Source organism: Micromonospora sp. NPDC005220 (genome assembly GCF_040607895.1).
Lineage (GTDB): Bacteria > Actinomycetota > Actinomycetes > Mycobacteriales > Micromonosporaceae > Micromonospora.
This window is the reverse complement of sequence record NZ_JBEXHP010000118.1, coordinates 1-16,492: the sequence shown is the minus strand read 5'-3', so window position 1 is coordinate 16,492 and position 16,492 is coordinate 1. Positions and strand designations below refer to the sequence as shown.

General features: G+C 72.5%; 15 protein-coding genes. 5 read left to right on the top strand and 10 right to left on the bottom strand.

Annotation, left to right across the window (positions count from 1 at the left end; genetic code table 11):
• Positions 1-1,336 (bottom strand): Ig-like domain-containing protein (locus ABZU52_RS27775; RefSeq protein ID WP_354973914.1); only part of this gene is annotated, 1,336 nt, incomplete at its 3' end.
• Between the two features lie 603 nt (positions 1,337-1,939).
• On the opposite strand from ABZU52_RS27775, the gene ABZU52_RS27770 reads away from it, so the two are divergent.
• Both ABZU52_RS27770 and ABZU52_RS27765 read left to right on the top strand, forming a co-directional pair.
• Positions 1,940-3,145 carry a D-alanyl-D-alanine carboxypeptidase gene (locus ABZU52_RS27770; protein WP_354973915.1) on the top strand — a complete coding sequence of 402 codons (1,206 nt, stop codon included), beginning with the start codon at positions 1,940-1,942 and terminating at the stop codon, positions 3,143-3,145.
• A gap of 202 nt (positions 3,146-3,347) precedes the next feature.
• Entirely contained in the window at positions 3,348-4,394 is a 1,047-nt protein-coding gene (locus ABZU52_RS27765; protein ID WP_354973913.1) for a zinc-dependent alcohol dehydrogenase family protein, read from the top strand.
• Between the two features lie 189 nt (positions 4,395-4,583).
• Here ABZU52_RS27765 and ABZU52_RS27760 read toward each other — a convergent pair whose 3' ends face one another.
• The 9 genes from ABZU52_RS27760 to coxB are packed head-to-tail and all read right to left on the bottom strand — an operon-like array spanning position 4,584 to position 13,285.
• Positions 4,584-6,341, bottom strand: coding sequence for a cytochrome bc complex cytochrome b subunit (locus ABZU52_RS27760; RefSeq protein ID WP_354973912.1), 1,758 nt, complete (start codon positions 6,339-6,341; stop codon positions 4,584-4,586).
• Positions 6,338-7,201, bottom strand: a complete 864-nt coding sequence (locus tag ABZU52_RS27755) for a Rieske 2Fe-2S domain-containing protein (protein WP_354973911.1) — start codon at positions 7,199-7,201, stop codon at positions 6,338-6,340. The genes ABZU52_RS27760 and ABZU52_RS27755 overlap by 4 nt, the downstream gene beginning before the upstream one ends.
• The gene (locus ABZU52_RS27750; RefSeq protein ID WP_354973910.1) at positions 7,198-7,986 is read right to left on the bottom strand and encodes a c-type cytochrome; all 789 of its coding nucleotides are present in this window, start codon (positions 7,984-7,986) and stop codon (positions 7,198-7,200) included. Before ABZU52_RS27750 ends, ABZU52_RS27755 begins: the two co-directional genes overlap by 4 nt.
• Positions 7,987-7,989: 3 nt before the next feature.
• Positions 7,990-8,376, bottom strand: a complete 387-nt coding sequence (locus ABZU52_RS27745) for a c-type cytochrome (RefSeq protein WP_354973909.1) — start codon at positions 8,374-8,376, stop codon at positions 7,990-7,992.
• Complete coding sequence (locus ABZU52_RS27740) at positions 8,376-9,299, bottom strand: cytochrome c oxidase assembly protein (protein ID WP_354973908.1); 924 nt, start codon at positions 9,297-9,299, stop codon at positions 8,376-8,378. The genes ABZU52_RS27745 and ABZU52_RS27740 overlap by 1 nt, the downstream gene beginning before the upstream one ends.
• Positions 9,296-9,697 (bottom strand): hypothetical protein, encoded by a 402-nt coding sequence (locus tag ABZU52_RS27735; RefSeq protein WP_354973907.1) that lies wholly within the window; start codon positions 9,695-9,697, stop codon positions 9,296-9,298. Before ABZU52_RS27735 ends, ABZU52_RS27740 begins: the two co-directional genes overlap by 4 nt.
• A complete protein-coding gene (locus ABZU52_RS27730; RefSeq protein WP_354973906.1) occupies positions 9,697-10,326 on the bottom strand; it encodes a heme-copper oxidase subunit III in 630 nt (209 codons plus the stop codon). Before ABZU52_RS27730 ends, ABZU52_RS27735 begins: the two co-directional genes overlap by 1 nt.
• On the bottom strand, positions 10,323-12,251 hold the full coding sequence (ctaD, locus tag ABZU52_RS27725) for a cytochrome c oxidase subunit I (RefSeq protein WP_354973905.1): 1,929 nt from the start codon (positions 12,249-12,251) through the stop codon (positions 10,323-10,325). Before ctaD ends, ABZU52_RS27730 begins: the two co-directional genes overlap by 4 nt.
• Before the next feature lie 5 nt (positions 12,252-12,256).
• A complete protein-coding gene (gene coxB / locus ABZU52_RS27720; protein ID WP_354973904.1) occupies positions 12,257-13,285 on the bottom strand; it encodes a cytochrome c oxidase subunit II in 1,029 nt (342 codons plus the stop codon).
• 166 nt (positions 13,286-13,451) lie between these two features.
• On the opposite strand from coxB, the gene ccsA reads away from it, so the two are divergent.
• The 3 genes from ccsA to ABZU52_RS27705 all read left to right on the top strand — a co-directional run.
• Complete coding sequence (gene ccsA / locus ABZU52_RS27715; protein WP_354973903.1) at positions 13,452-14,210, top strand: cytochrome c biogenesis protein CcsA; 759 nt, start codon at positions 13,452-13,454, stop codon at positions 14,208-14,210.
• Positions 14,207-14,617 (top strand): cytochrome c maturation protein CcmE, encoded by a 411-nt coding sequence (locus ABZU52_RS27710; RefSeq protein ID WP_354973902.1) that lies wholly within the window; start codon positions 14,207-14,209, stop codon positions 14,615-14,617. Before ccsA ends, ABZU52_RS27710 begins: the two co-directional genes overlap by 4 nt.
• The coding region (locus tag ABZU52_RS27705; protein ID WP_354973901.1) for a cytochrome c-type biogenesis CcmF C-terminal domain-containing protein at positions 14,607-16,492 on the top strand (1,886 nt) is incomplete at its 3' end. The genes ABZU52_RS27710 and ABZU52_RS27705, both read left to right, overlap by 11 nt.

Sequence of the window (16,492 nt, the reverse complement as noted above, 5' to 3'; positions counted from 1 at the left end):
GGTCCGGTCGACGTGCACGACGCGTTCCTGGTGATCCACCCGCTCCACCGTCCCGGCCGGCAACAGCACCTTCCGGCCGAAGACCCACGGCCCGGGGGGCGGGAGCCGAGCCGCCCGCCACCGCGCCGGGATGCGGCGTGGCGGTGACCGTGGGCTTCAGCCCAGTCGGTACGGGTAGCGCGCTGCCCTTGGCAAACTCGTCCCAGCTGACGTTCCAGGCGGTCCAGCCGTTGCCCGGATCCAGCGCCACCTCGGTGCCCTTGACCGTCACCAGGTCGCCCACCTGCGTGATCCCCATCAGCCAGTCGGCGTCTTCGTTGGAGACGTTGGTGCAGCCGTGCGAGACGTTGCTGTAGCCCTGGTCCCCCACCGACCACGGTGCGGCGTGGATGAACTCGCCGCCGTTGGTGAGCCGCTGGGCGTCCTCGACGTCGACGATGTAACCGCCATTCGGGTCGCCCATGGTGTTGAAGGTCGTGTAGTCGAACTTCTCCATGACCACCATCGTGCCGCTCGATGTCGGCGTGCTCGGCTTGCCGAGGCTGACCGGAATCTTCCGCAGCAGCTTGCCGTCCTGATAGACCGACATCTGCTTGCTGGCGTTGTCGATGTCCAGCGAGACCCGTCGGCCGATCTTCGAGGTGCCCGACCGGTCCGCGTCGCCGATGGCGTCCTTGCCGATCGGCAAGCCCTCCAGCCCGCTGCGGACGCTGATTTTCGTGCTCGGCTTCCAGAAGTCGGGCGCCCGATACTCGACCTGCTTGCCGTCGTTCAGCCATGACCAGGTGCCCGGCTGCGGCGGATCCGTCTTCACGAACAATCGCCGCTGCACGTCCGCCCGGGCCTCTTTCGGAATTGCCGGGTCAAACGTGACCACTACCGGCATCGCCGTCCCGTACGTCTGGTTCTCGGTGAAATTCAGGACACTCGTGATGGCTTGTCTGGTCGATTTCGCCATCGTCGTGAACGTCGTCTTCTGCGTGGACGTCCGACCCTTGCCACCGGTCGCGGTCACCTCCGCCGTGTACGTCCGCGAATTCTGCAACGGCTTGGCCGGCACCCAGCTCGACCCGTCCTCCCGCGGCTCGGCCGGCACCTGCGCACCCTTGTCGTCGGTCAACCGCACCGAGGTGATCTTCCCGTTCTTGACGGTGGTTCCCACCTCAGCGCTGATCGGCACGTCCCGCGAGTGGTCGCCAGGTGTCACGGTCAGCTGCGGCGGTGCCGGTTTCGCCTGTCGGGCCCCCGGCAGACGGTCGGCGGTGCACCCGGCCAGGACCAACGGTGTGGCCGCGATGGTCACCGACAGCAGCCTCAGTCGCCGCCTCAGCTCCATATTGTCCCCCCGTTCGTGGGCTTTTCCCTCTGCCCACATTTTCGCCACGAGCCGGCAGACATATGCGGCGATTCAGAAAAATCGTCGAGCAAGTTTCCGGGGAAACATTTCCCACCCATTGCCTTATGATGCGAACAGGCCCGGCAATTGCTGTTCGCGTCCGTTTCGACAGAAAGAGCGTGCGACTGCTCGTTCATCCCGTCCCCGGCCCGGTTGCGCCGGGTGCTTCCGCTTGCGGCGGCCTCGGTCGGCGAGTGACTCACCACTCCCGGTGATCCGGATCGGGTACCTCTCGGCCGCCGTGCGCCCATTCGCGGTGAGCGCACGGATCACCGCAGGCCGGGAGTCGGCGGCGCCCAAGGCGAGCCGTCAACGGGAGAGCACCCGCGGACGACGCCCATTAGACTGCCATAAATCGGACTATCCAGAGAAAGCTTCGTGAATTGGCAGAAGGTCCTCGACGGAACGTGGCCGGGCGCCGGATTTCCCGCCGTCGCGGGACTACTTTCGGCAACCCGGCCGGGCCCGCCCGGGCGGCGATTACGGTGCTTTAACGTGACCATTATTCGCATTGCCGCCGTGGCGCTCAGCGCCCTCCTGACCATGCCGGTTGTGGTGGCGGGGTCACCGACGCAGGCGGCAGCCGCGCCGGACGTGCCCTGCCCGGCCGTGAAGCCGCCGGTGCCACCGTCCGCCGTATCGCCTCCGCCACCGGTCGGTCCCGCCGATCGGGCGGTCGGCGGAGCCGCGCTGGCCACGACAGGCCTGGCCATTTCCACGGGTACGCCGATGGCGCCGGCGGTGACCGCCACCTCCTGGCTGGTGGCGGACCTCGACAGTGGCGCGGTGCTCGGCGGGTGTGGCCCGCACGAGCTCCGCACGCCGGCCAGCGTGCAGAAGATGCTGCTGTGCGCGGCCCTGATGCCCCGCCTGGACCCGGCCCAGGTGGTCGAGGTGACCCGGGCGGATCTGCAGGACCTCGATCCGGCCAGTTCGCTGATGGGGGTGGTCGAGGGCGGCCGTTACTCGATCGAGAGCCTGTGGCTGGGGCTGCTCCTCCGATCGGGCAACGACGCCGCCAACGTGCTGGCCCGCGTCAGCGGCGGCGCCGCCGGCCGGCCGGGCGGGGTGCAGGCGATGAACGACGAGGCGCACCGGCTGCGCGCGAACCAGACCCACGCAGCGACGCCCTCCGGTCTGGACGGTCCCGGTCAGTACACCAGCGCGTACGATCTGGCGCTGATCGCGCGGGCCACCTACGCCCGCGAGGACTTCCGGCGGTACGTCGCCACGCGGGTGGCCGAGATACCCGGCAAATCGGGCACCCCCGCGTTCTCCATCACCCACGACAACACCCTGCTGGACCACTACCCGGGGACGCTCGGCGGGAAGACGGGCTTCACCGACCTGGCGCGACAGACGTACGTCGGGGTGGCCGAACGTCACGGCCGGCGGCTCGCGGTGACCCTGCTCGGCGCGGAGACCGCACCGCTGGGCAGTCTGGGCGAGGCGGCAGCCCTGCTCGACTGGGGCTTCGCCCTCTCCCCCGACGCGTCCGTCGGCCGCCTGGTCACCCCTGACGACAAAAAGGCCGACCGTGCCGTGGCCGACGTCAAGGGCGACCGCCACGGTCCGACCGGGGACTCGTCACTGCTCTCCTTCCCGGTGGTCCTCGGCCTCGCCGCCGCCGTCGCGCTGGCCGTCCTGATCCTGGCGGCCTCGTGGCGGCGCAAGGCCGCACGGCGCGCATCCGCCCAGACCACGCAGAGTTTCCGATCAGCGGCCGACCGGGCCCCATCCGAACCTTAGCCGGACCAGCAGGCGCGCGAAGACTGCCAGCCCGACGCCAGCGACGAGCACCAGCGGCGGCCACTTCCGCCACGGGCGCCGGGGGCGGTCGTCGCGGACCGGACCGGAATTCTCGATGATGTCGCCGGGGTGGACGTCGGCCGTCATCCTGTCAGCGGGGCTGCCGTCGGCCGGTCGTCCCGCACATGTGAGGATGCGGCGCATGCGTGCCGTGATCTTCGATGAGTTCGGTGCCCGACCCGAGGTCCGCGACGTGCCGGACCCGGTGCCGCCGCCCGGGGGTGCCGTCATCCGGGTCGAGGCGACCGGATTGTGCCGCAGCGACTGGCACGGCTGGCAGGGGCACGACCCGGACGTCCGCCTGCCGCACGTGCCCGGCCACGAGTTTGCCGGCGTGGTCACGGCGGTCGGCACCGGTGTACGCGGCTGGCGCCCCGGCGACCGGGTCACCGTGCCGTTCGTCTGCGCGTGCGGGCAGTGCCCGTCCTGCTTCTCTGGCGACCAGCAGGTGTGTGAGCGGCAGACGCAGCCCGGCTTCACCCACTGGGGCTCGTTCGCCGAGTACGTGGCGGTGCAACACGCCGACGTCAACCTGGTCCGGCTCCCCGACGAGGTGGGCTACCCGGCCGCGGCGGCGCTCGGCTGCCGGTTCGCCACGGCGTTCCGGGCGGTGGTCGGTCAGGGGCGGGTCGCCGCAGGCGAGTGGGTGGCGGTGCACGGCTGCGGCGGCGTGGGGTTGTCGGCGGTGATGATCGCGGCGGCGTGCGGCGCGCGGGTGGTGGCGGTCGACGTTGCCCCCGGCGCACTCGAGCTGGCCCACCGTTTCGGGGCCGCGGTGTGTCTGGACGGGGCTGCCCTCACCGGACCCGGCGCGGTGGCCGCAGCCGTCCTGGAGGTGACCGGCGGCGGCGCCCACCTGTCGCTCGACGCCCTGGGCAGCCACGCCACCTGCACCGCCTCGATCGAGAGCCTGCGCCGGCGCGGGCGGCACGTGCAGGTCGGCCTCCTCCCCGCCGCCCAGGGCCGCCCGGCCCTGCCGATGGACCTGGTGATCGCGTACGAGCTGGAGCTGCGGGGCAGCCATGGCATGGCCGCGCACGCCTACCCGGAGCTGCTCCGGCTGGTCACCGCCGGCGTGCTGCGCCCCGCCGAGCTGATCACCCGCACCATCGGGCTCGCCGAAGTGCCCGACGCCCTGGCCGCGATGGACCGGGCCGCCCCCGGCGGGATGTGCATCGTCCAGCCCTGACCGGGGCGACGCTCGGTCGGCCAGGGGTACGTCCCAGGTAGGCGTAGGCCGCGGCGTAGCTTGCCGTCGCGGCGACAGGCGGCCTCGATGTCGTGTGTGTAGAGATTGACGAGCGCAACCTCGAACATACGTGCCACTGTGGGGATTCAGCCTCGATCACGGCGTCCTGGACGCCACCGGGCTGCCGGCTCACGCTGGGTCGTCGCCACCCGATGTGGCCTCCGCCTTCTCCGCCCAAGGAGACTTGTGGTCGCCGTCCCGCCGGCGGCGGTCCCGCCGGCGCTCGATCAGCGCCGCGATGAGCAACGACCCGGCGGCCACCGCGCGCCCCCAGCGGCGCAGGGCCGCCCGGACCGCCCGGACCGGCGGCGGGGGCGGTCCCGGCACCACCACCCGGTCCACGCCGGGGTACGCCAGCCGGGCGGCCTCGACCGCTTCCTCCTCCGACCTGACCGCCCGGTTGGCGGTGAGGGTCAGCCCGGCCTCGTCCCGGTAGCGCCACCGCCACACCTCCCCCACCGGCCACAGCTCGATCCGCTCCCCCGGCCGGCCCAGAACGGGGACCTCGGGTTCGTCCTCGCCGCTTGGGCGACGGGGCGCGGGACGGGCCGCCCGGCGCAGGTCGGCCCGGGTGAGTTCGCCGAGCGAGGCCGCCTCCCCGCGACACAGCGCCCGGGCGATGAAGAACGCGAGCGCACCGGTCAGGAGCGGCAGGACGAGCACCAGGACCCGGAACAGCGACAGCAGATCGTAGACCGGCACCCGGAGCAGCCGAGCGAGGATGTCGTCGCCCGCGGCCACCACGAGGACCACGAAGAAGGTCAGGGCGCCTACGCCGATGCCGAGCCGGACCGGGTGGTCCCGGGGCCGGTCGAGCAGGTGGTGCTGGCGGCGGTCGCCGGTGCGCAGCCGTTCGGCGAACGGCCACAGGTAGAGCGCGACGAAGGTCACCCCGCCGAGGACGACGCCGGGGAAGAACGGCTGCGGCACCAGGTACCCGCCGATGCGGAACTCCCACGACGGGAACAGGCGTAGCGCGCCGTCGCCCCAGGCGATGTACCAGTCTGGCTGGGCCGGTGAGGTGGACTGGGCCAGCTCGAACGGACCGTACAGCCAGACCGGGTTGATCTGGACCAGCCCGCCGAGGGCGAACAGCACCGCCAGCAGCCACAGGAAGAGGGCGAGCGAGCGTAGGGCGTACCCCGGCCAGAGCCGTGATCCGACCACGTTGTGCTCGGTCCGACCCGGGCCCGGGAACTGGGAGTGCTTCTGCCGCACCAGGATGCCCAGGTGCAGCGAGATGAGAGCGACGAGGACGGCCGGTACGAGCAGCACGTGGGCGACGAACAACCGGGGGATCATCACGTCGGAGGGGAACTCGCCGCCCAGAGCCAGCGCGGCCAGCCACGTCCCGACCAGGGGGATGGACTCCACCACCGAGGTGAGGATCCGCAGACCCAGCCCGGAGACGAGGTCGTCGGGCAGCGAGTAGCCGGTGAAGCCGTTGGCCAGGGCGAGGGTGAGCATGGTCACGCCGATCAGCCAGTTGAGCTCGCGCGGCTTGCGGAAGGCCCCGGTGAAGAAGATCCGGGCCAGGTGCATCACGATCGCCGCGACGAAGACCAGCGCCGCCCAGTGGTGGGTCTGCCGGATCAGCAGGCCGGCCCGCACGTCCCAGCTCAGCCGCACGGTGGAGGCGTACGCGGCGGAGGTGGTCGCGCCGTCCAGCGGGGCGTAGGAGCCCTGGTAGACCCGGTCGGCGGAGCTGGCGTCGAAGAAGAAGGTGAGGTAGACGCCGGTAAGGATCAGCGCGACGAACGAGTAGAGCGCGAGCTCGCCCAGCATGAACGACCAGTGGTCGGGAAAGACCTTCGCCAGTGCCCGGCGGGTGATCGGGGAGAGCCGGAGCCGGTCGTCCAGTGCCCGGGCCAGGCTATCGATGATCATGGCCGGCTCCAGAATCCCGCGCCGGGTGGCGAGGTGAAGTCGTCGGTGGCCCGGAGGAAGCCGTCCGGGCCGACCTCGATCGGCAGCCCTGGCAGCGGCCGCGCCGCGGGGCCCGCGACCGGCCGGGCACCGGCCAGCAGGTCGAACGACGACTGGTGGCAAGGGCAGAGCACCCGGCCGGTGCCCTTCAGGTAGATCCGTACCGGACAGCCGGCGTGGGTGCAGAGCACCGACCAGACGACCAGTCCGCCCAGGTGCCCACCGGCGGGCTGGCGGATGAACCGCTCAGGGTCGAGGCGGACCGCGAACGCGGGGGCATCCCCGATGTCGAGGTTTCCCTCGGGGAAGACCCCGACCAGCGTGTCGGCGGGCACGTCCGCCGGCCGCAACGGCCGTCCCTCGCCGTCGACCAGCCGGACGCCCGGCCCCCACGGGGTGTCCTTCAGCGCCCGCGCCGGGCGTTGCCGGTCCCACGGGAGCAGGGAGCGCAGCGGGAACAGCGCGGCGGCGCCGAGGGCGGTCAGCGCGAACCCGAGCGCCGCGAGCAGACCCCACCGCCGGCTCGGGCTGTCCGGCTCGTGGAACACGGCTGCGGTCATCGCCTGCTCGGCCGGGGTCGGGGTGAAACCCTCGTGCTCCTCGACGTAGCCGCCGGTCGGGATCAGCCGCCGGGACCAGACCGCGAGTCCCACCGCGAGGCCGGCGAAGGCGACCGCCAGGCACACCCCCTCCCACTGGGTGTCGCCGCCCAGCCCATACGTCACCGCGAAGCCCACCGCCCCGGCGGCGCTCACCAGGAACGCGCCGACGATCCGACGGCTCGCGGCCCGCTCGGCCCGCGACGGAGTCCGGCCCCTCACTGTCCCGCCCTCCGGCCCAGCCACCGCACGGCACCGACCAGCAGCGCGAGCACCACCACCCAGGCGAGCAGCCCCTCGGCCAGCGGACCCAGCCGGCCCAACGGCTCGCCGCCCTGGTCCAGCCGCTCGCTGCGCAGCCGCCGCACGTAGCCGGTCAGGTCGTCCACCTGCCGGTCGGTGAGCACCTGGCTCGGGAAGGCCGGCATCAGCCCAGGTCCGACCCGGAGCGCCTCGGCGACCTGGACGGCCGAAGCGTCGTACAGCGGCGGCGCGATCCAGCCGTTGGTGAGTACGGCACCCGAGCCGGTCGCCCCGTGGCAGGGCGCGCAGTTGGCGGCAAAGAGTTCCCGGCCGGACACGATGTCGCCGGGCGCGACGCGGGGGATCTGCGGGCCACCGCCGCCGAAGCTGCCCACGTGGCCGACCAGCGCCGAGATCTCCTCCGCGGAGAAGACCGGCGGCCGGCGTTCGGCCTGTGGCACCTCCTGCGACAGGGGCATCCGGCCGGTGGAGAGCTGGAAATCCACCGAGGCGGGGCCGACGCCGATCAGGGACGGTCCCCGCTGCGACCCCTGCCCCTTCGGGCCGTGGCAGCTCGCGCACTGCTCCAGGTAGAGCTGGGTCCCCAGGTCGGTGGCGGGGGTGGTGGTGGCCGGGGTCGGGGTGGCCGGGCCGGGCGCGGGCGCGAACGCCACCGGACCCACGGCGAGCACCAGGACGGACCCGGCCGCAAGAATCCGGCGCGGGTGCAGGGCGGGCAGGCTCACCTCTCGTCGTCGCCGCATCCGTCAGTCCAGGGTGTAGAGGTACGCGGCGATGTCCTGCGCGTCGATCGCGCTGACGCCCAGGTTCGGCATGGCGGTACCCGGCTCGACGGCCTGCGGGTCGGTGATCCACCGTTGCAGGTTGTCCGCGTTGTTGGGCAGCTCCCCGGCAACGTAGGAACGGGCGCCGAAGCGGGTCAACGGCGGCCCCACCAGCCCGTCGGCCCGCCCGATGCCGGGGATGGTGTGGCACGAGCCGCAACCGTACTGGGCGATCAGCTGCGCACCCCGGTCCGGCCGGCCCGCGCGGGACTCGGGCGGCGGTGGTGGCGACGTCGACGCGCAGCCGGTCGCGGCGACGACCGGCAGCGCCGCCAGCAGGGCTCCCAGAATCCAGAGACGACGGCTCATCAGTACTCCTTCAACTGGGAGGACGTCAACGCACCATCCCTTGCGTTTGCGGCGCCGGTCGCCGCGGGCCGGCCCGGGCGTGCCGCGACCAGACGGTCGGGTCGCTCCCGCTCCAGGCGCAGCAGCCAGCCCAGGAATACCGACAACGCCGCCACCAGCACGACCAGGTCCATCGGTGCCCACATCAGCAGCCCGGCGAGCTGCTGGTCGGCCAGCGGTTCGGGGCCGAGGACGCGCGCCGGATAGACCGGTTCGGGGGCGAAGGTGAGGGCCGCGCCGAGGGCGGAGGCGGGCAGCATGGTGCCGACCAACAGCAGCACCGACACTGGCGCGGGGGTGTGGTGCCGAGCCGCGCCGAGCACGGGCACCCACAGCAGCCAGGCCGCCGTCACCAGGCTCAGGTGCTCCGCGGCGTGCACGACCGGGTGGTCCACCGCGGCGACGTACGGGCCTGGCAGGTGCCACAGCCACAGGGCGGCGGTCTGCCCCGCTCCGGCCAGCAGGGCGTACCGGGCCGGGCGGCGCAGCCAGCGCAGCGGCCCGGCGGCCCGGCAGCGGGCCAACAGCCGGCGCAGCGACCGGGGCGCGGCCAGGGTCAGTGGCAGCCCCGCCGTGCCGGCCGCCAGCAGCGGGCCGGCCACCAGCACGAACAGCATGTGCTGGGTCATGTGCCCGGCGAAGGACGACTCCGCCAGCCGGTGCAGCGGCCCCTGGTCGGCCGCCAACACCACCAGCAGCCCGCCGGCGAACGCGGCCACCCGCCAACCCGACACGATCCGGCCCCGGCCCCGGCGCGCCCACAGCTCCTGCACGCCCCGGCCGTAGCCGGCCGCGATCAGACAGAGGACGGCGACGACCAGCATCGTCAGCAGGCCGTCCGCGACGTCGCTCGGGCCGGGCCCGTGGGCCCCGTAGCCGCTCACCCTTGACATGGTGGAAACACCAGCACCGCGACCCCACCGAGCACGATGATCGTGAGGAACAGCAAATTCGCCCAGAGGCCCACCACGGCGAGCATCCGGGAACGGCCGATCGCGCGGTCCTCATCGCCGGCCGACTGCGCCTGCGCGGTCCGCCGCCAGACCAGCGCGGCCACCAGTAGCGATCCCGCGGTGGCCACGGCCGGAACGACCACGGCGATGCCGACGGCCTGCCAGAGCGGCAGGCCGGAGACCCGGTCGGACCCGGCGGCGCAGGCCAGTTCGTCCAGGCTCCAGGCGGCGAGCAGGTGCACCGCCCAGGCGACGGCGCCGCCGAGCACGCCGTACCAGAGCAGCAGCCCGCCCGCCAGGCGGACCCGGGGACCGGGCTGGACGCTCATCACAGCCGCGGGGAGAGGTAGATGGTGAACAGGATGGCTACCCACACCGTGTCGACGAAGTGCCAGTAGATGGCGACGTTGCGGACCCGTTCGTGGCGGTGGGCGCCGAAGTTGCCCCTGCGCAGGGAGGCGGCGAGCAGCCAGCCGATCATGGTCAAGCCGACCAGGACGTGCAGCCCGTGGAATCCGGTGACGACGTAGAACAACGAGCCGTAGACGTTGGTGGTCATGGTGAAGTGCGCCAGGTCCTCGTGGTACTCGATGGCCAGCAGGGCCAGGAAGGACAGCCCCATCACCAGGGTCGCGGCGAGGCCGGCCCGCAGGCGCCAGCGCTGGCCACGCCGGATGCCGTGTTCGGCCCAGACCACGGGCAGGCTGCTGGGCACCAGCACCGCGGTCATCACCAGCGGGATGAGCAGCTTCGGCTTGTCGATGCCGGGGGGCGGCCACTGCGGGCCGTACTGGAAGCGGAGGTAGAAGTAGCTGCCCAGCAGGCAGGCGAAGAGGGTGGCCTCGGTGGCCACGAACATCACCATGCCCCACCAGCCGGTGGGCCGGCCGACCGGCAGTTCCGTGCTCAGCGCCTCGGCGCCGGTGGCCGCGGTCACGATGCCGCCCCGGTCCGTCATGACGCGACTCCGAGTTCCTCGTCGGGGCAGTGCGCCGGCCAGAGCCAGGCCGCGATGGTCGCCAGCACCGCCAGCGCGGCGATGATGGCGATCGGGTACCAGGCCAGCAGCATGGCGATGAAGAAGACCAGCAGCGCGCCGGCGAGTATGAGCGGTTTGAAGGTGGACTCCGGCATCTCCACCGCCCGCTCGGGGCGCGCGTCCAACTCGCTGGTGAACAGGGTGCGCCGGCCGTCGCTGAGGATCCGGTCCTCGGTCGCTCCGGAGGTGATCGACTCTGTGGTGCGCTCGTCCCAGACGGGATGCAGGCTGTGCACCCCGGGGATCACCGGGAAGTTGTACGGCTCGGGCGGTGAGGCCGCCGACCACTCCAGAGTGTCACCCTCCCACGGGTCCGCCGGCGCCGGCCGGCCCCACCGCACCGTGTGCACCACCCCGATGAGCACCAGCAGCAGGCTGACCCCGAGCAGGTAGGCCCCGACGCTGCTGATCAGGTTCCCCACATCCCAGCCCAGGTCACCACCGTATGTGTAGACCCGTCGGGGCATGCCGAACAGGCCGTACAGGTGCATGGGGAAGAACGTGACGTGCATGCCGATGAAGAACAGCCAGAAGGACCACCGCCCGAGCCGCTCGTTGTACATCCGGCCGGTCATCTTCGGCAGCCAGTAGTAGAGGCCGGCGAGCATCGGGAAGACGGCCCCGCCGACCAGCACGTAGTGGAAGTGGGCCACCACGAAGTACGAGTCGGTGACCTGCTGGTCGAATGCGGTAAGCGCGAACATGGCGCCGGTGAAGCCACCGAGCACGAAGGTCACGATGAACCCGATGACGAACAGCAGCGGCACTCGGAGCACCAGCCGGCCGAGCAGCATGGTGGCCAACCAGGCGAAGATCTGGATCCCGGAGGGGATGGTGATGACCGTGCTGGCCGCGCTGAAGAAGCTGTACGACAGTTGCGGCAGCCCGGTGGCGAACATGTGGTGCACCCAGACGCCGAACGAGATGACGGAGATCGCGACGATCGCCAGCACGATCAACGGGTAGCCCACGACCCCCCGGCGGGTGAACGCGGGCAGCACGGCGGAGACGATGCCCAGCGCCGGCATCACGATGATGTACACGTCGGGATGCCCGAAGATCCAGAACAGGTGCTGCCAGAGCAGCACGTTCCCGCCGGCGGACGGGTCGAAGAAGTGGGCGCCGAACCGGCGGTCAAGGAAGAGCAACGCGTTGTCCGCGTTCAACGCCGGCAACGCGAAGACCACCATGAACGCGGTGGCCACGATCGCCCAGACGAACAACGGCACCCGGTTGAGCGACATCCCCGGCGCGCGCAGCTTGAGCGCGGTGACGATGAAGTTGATCGCCGCCGAGGTGGTGGAGATGCCGAGGAAGAGCAGGCCGAGCGTGTAGACGTCCATGTGCAGGCCGGGGTTGTTGCGCACGTCGCTGAGCGGCGCGTACGCGAACCAGCCGTTGTTCGGCGCCGCCCCGAACGGCAGGCTCGCCCACATGAACAGCCCGGCGAAGAGGAACACCCAGTAGCCGAAGGCGTTCAGCCGCGGGAACGCCATGTCCCGGGCGCCGATCATCAACGGGACGAGGAAGTTGCCGAAGCCGAACAGCATCGGGGTGGCGAACAGGAAGATCATCGCCGTGCCGTGCATCGTGAAGAGCTGGTTGTACTCCTGCGGGGACAGGATGCCCGCCTCGGGCCTGGCGAGCTGCGTACGCATCATCAGGGCGCTGAGCCCGGCGAGGGCGAAGAAGAACCCGGCCGTGACCAGGTAGCGCCGACCGATCTTCTTGTGGTCCACGGTGGTGAACCAGGCGCGCAGCGACCGGGGCTCGTCCCAGTGCTCGGTGAGCCGGGCCAGGTCGTCCCGGCTGACGCCGGACGGTGTGCTGGTGGTCGTGGACATCGCCCCTACTCCAGTGACCGCAGGTAGACGATGAGGTCGGGCAGCCGTGCGGCGTCGACGGGCTGCGGAGGCATGGCGTTGCCCGGCTTGACGGTCTGGGAGTTGGCGATCCAGCCGCCGAGGTGCCCGGCGTCGTTGGGCACCGCGCCGGCGCCGATGCTCCACCGGGAACCTACGTTCGACAGGTCGGGCCCCACCCGCCCCTGGGCGCCGCTACCCCGGATCGAGTGGCAGGCGGCGCAGGTGCCCTGCACGAAGGTCTGCTGACCCCGCCGTTCGGCGTCGGTCCGGGGCGCCGGGGCCGGGGCGTCCAGCCGGGCCCGCCAGGCGTCGAAGTCGGCCCGGGGCTGCGCCACCACGAGGAACGCCATGTGGGCGTGCTGGGTGCCGCAGTATTCGGCGCACTGGCCACGGTAGCGACCGGCCTGGCGCGCCTCCAGCCAGGTCTCCCGGGTCTCGCCGGCGATGAGGTCCGTCTTCGGCATCAGCTGCGGCACCCAGAAGCTGTGCAGCACGTCGTCGGTCCGCAGACGTACCCTGACCCGCTCCCCCACCGGAATGTGGACCTCGTTGGCAGTGGCTCCGGAGGAGCCCGCGTAGCGCACCTCCCACCACCACTTGTGCCCGGTGACCTCCACGGTCAACGCGTCCCGGCCGGGGCCGGCACCGAGCGCGGCGAGATCCCGCAGGCCGACTCCATAGACGGCCACCAGGATGACGAACGGCAGCCCGGCTCCAGCGATCGCCACGAAACGCAGCGGCTGGCCGTGGCGCACCCGGGCGGTGCCCCGCCGGAACACCAGCGCCCAGGCGAGCAGCGCCATGACCTCGGCGAACACCGCCACGGAGATCCAAAACAGCAGCCACCAGAGGCCGTTGACCCGGGTCGCCCCGGCACCGGCGGGATTCAACGCCGACGGACTGTTGCCGGAGCAGCCGGCGAGCAGCAGCAGGCCGGACAGCAGCGGCAGCACCGGCCGGGGTCGGCGCTGCCGCCGGGCCGGGCGTGAACTGGTCTCCGCCGTCGTCTTCACCGGGGAGAACCCTAGCCGCGGGCCGCCCGACTTCATCGCTTTTATCCCGAACGCACGAGAATAGGGGTTTGAGTACCTTATGGTGGTATCCAGTCCCCACCTTCGGTCAAGCGCCTCCGGGACGAGGACAGCCGTACAGCGCCTCCGGGACACGGACAGGGAGATCATGCAAGCCTCCACAGTGGACCTGGTCGCGGACACCGCCAGAGCGGCCGCCGCGCGTCGGACGATGGCCTGGGCCGCCGGTGGGCTCGCCGTGGCGGCCACGGTGGCCGGCGGGTGGCTCGCGCCCCCCGACCAACTGCAGGGCGACGCGCAGCGGCTGATGTACCTGCACGTCCCCGCCGCCTGGGTGGCGTACGCCGCGTTCGCGGTCGTGCTCGCGGCCAGCGGGGCGTACCTGATGGGTGGTGACCTGCGCTGGGACCGGTTCGCCCGGGCGGCGGCGGAGCTGGGGGTGGTGCTCACCGCCGCCGCCATCGCCACCGGCTCCCTCTGGGGGCACCTGGTCTGGGGCACCTGGTGGGCCTGGGACCCCCGCCTGGTCAGCACGGCCCTGCTGCTGCTCGCCTACGGCGGCTACCTGGCGGTGCGCCGGACGCTGGTCGAGCGGACGGGGGCGCGCGACGGGGGTGACCACCGGGTGGCGAAGCCCGCCGCCGTCGTCGGGGCAGCCTGCTCCCTCCTCGTACCCGTGGTGCACTTCTCCGTCGTCTGGTGGCGTTCGCTACACCAGCAGGCGACGATGCTGGCGCCGCACCGACCCCCGATGGACCCCCGGATGGCCACCGCGCTGCTGCTGGCCGTGGCCGCCGCGACCCTCGCCGGCTCCTACGTCCTGCTGCACCGCGTGGTTCGCCTGGAGCGCCGCCTGGGTGTCGAGCCCTCCCCCGCCGCCGAGCGCACCCCGGTGGACGTCGGATGATGCGCCGCCGGGCGGGCCGGGTGGCCCTTCTCGCGGTGCTGCTCGCCACCGGCGGGCTGCTGGTCACCAGCGCGCTCCGCGACACCGTCACGTACTACCGGACGCCGGGCGAGCTGCTCGCCGACCCGGACGTCGCGCGGCACCGGGTCCGCCTCGGCGGCGACGTGGTGCCCGGATCGCTGCGCCACGACGGTGAGCTGGTCGTGTTCCGCCTCGCCGAGGGCAGTCACGAGATCACCGTCGAGCAGCGCGGCGCACCTCCAGAGACGTTTCGGGAGGGCACCGAGGCGATCGTCGAGGGCACCCTGTCCACCGACGGCGTGTTCCGCTCGGATCAGGTGGTGGTCCGCCACGGCAACGAGTACCGGCCGTCGTCCGCACCCGCGGCTCCCGTCGATGCTCGGTGACCTCGGCACCGCCGGGCTGGCCGTCGGGCTGGCCTGCGCGACCCTGACCGCGCTGCTCTGGCTGCGGGTAGCCCTGTTCGGCACGGCCGTGCGCACCGCCCGGATCGGCACCGCCGCCAGCCTGGCCGCCGCCGCCCTGGCCTGCGCCCTGCTGGAGACGGCGCTGCTACGGCACGATTTCAGCGTACGGTTCGTAGCCGAGAACGGTGGCCGGCACGTCCCGCTCTACCACACGGTGACCAGCCTCTGGTCCGCCCTGGACGGTTCGCTACTGCTGTGGCTGCTGGTCCTCGGCGGGTACGCGGCGCTGCTGGCCCGGCGCGCGTACCCGCCCCGGCTGCACGCGTACGCCATGGTGGTGGTCAGCGTGGTCACGCTCTTCTTCTTCGCGCTGTCCACCTTCGCCGCGAACCCGTTCCGCCCGATGAGCCCGGTCCCGGTCGACGGCCCCGGGCCGAACCCGCTGCTGCAACAGCACCCGGCCATGGGTGTGCACCCGCCACTGCTCTACGCCGGCTACCTCGGCCTGGTCGTACCGTTCGCCTTCGCGCTCGCGGCGCCGCTGGCCGGGCGGGAGGGGGCGGGCTGGGTGCGGGTGGCCCGCCCGTGGGCGCTGGTCGCATGGGCCGCACTCACCGGCGGCATCGGCCTGGGGGCCTGGTGGTCGTACGCGGTACTGGGCTGGGGTGGTTACTGGGCGTGGGACCCGGTGGAGAACGCCTCCCTGCTGCCCTGGCTGACCGCCACCGCGTTCCTGCACACCACCCTCGTACGCGGCCGGGCCGCCTGGCACAGCGCGCTGGCCTGTGCCAGCTTCCTGCTGGTACTGCTCGGCACCTTCCTCACCCGCTCCGGCGCGGTGGCCAGCGTGCACGCCTTCACCGACTCGCCGCTCGGCCCGATGCTGCTCGGCTTCGTGCTGCTGGCGGTGCTCGCGTCGACCGTCCTGACCGGCCGTCGGGCTCCCGAGCCGGCCCGTCCTGGGCGCCCACCGGCGCTGTCCCGCCCCACCCTCGCGCTGGTCAACGGCGTACTCCTGGTGACCATCGCCGCGGTGGTGCTGATCGGCACGATCCTGCCGCTGCTGTCCGCCCCGGTCAACGGCACGCGCGCCTCGGTGGGGCCCGCCTACTACCAGCGGACCGCGGTGCCGCTGGCGGTCGTGGTGCTCCTGGTGATGGGCGTAGCGCCCGTGCTGCGGGTCGGCGACCGCTCGGCGGCGCTGCGGCGGCTCGCCGTTCCCGCCGGCGCCGGCCTGGGCACCGTGGCCCTGGTCGGCCTGCTCAGCCGGCCCGGCCTGGCCGCGCTCACCGCGTTCGGTGCGGCGGGATTCGTCCTCACCGGCCTGACCGGGGAGGCGGCCCACCGGCTGCGGCGGTCCGGCCCGCACCGGCGACCCGGCCGGCTCGGCGGGCTGGCCGCACACGCCGGGCTCGCCCTCGTCGCGGTCGGCGTGGCCGGATCGTCGGCGTACGCCCGGGACGCGGAACGGACGCTGCGGGTCGGCGAGACCCTGCGAGTCGGCGACGTCGCGGTCCGCCTGGACGGCGTGGATCGCACCGGCGACAAGGAACCCATGACGGTGCGGGCCCGGCTGGCGGTCACCGCATCGGGCCGGGCCGCTCCGGCGCTGACCCCGGCACTGCGCTACCACCCGGCCCGGGACACCGCCGTCACCGTGCCCGCGATCCGCACCGGCCTGCTGGGCGACACGTACGTCACGCTGATCGCCGTCGCCGCGGACAGCGGCAGCGCCACCGTACGGCTGGCGGTGAACCCGCTGGTCGGCCTGCTCTGGGCCGGCGGCGCGTTGACCGCCGCCGGCGGGTTGCTCGCGGCCGCCGCCACCGCCCGCTCGCGGACCCGCCCGGCCGG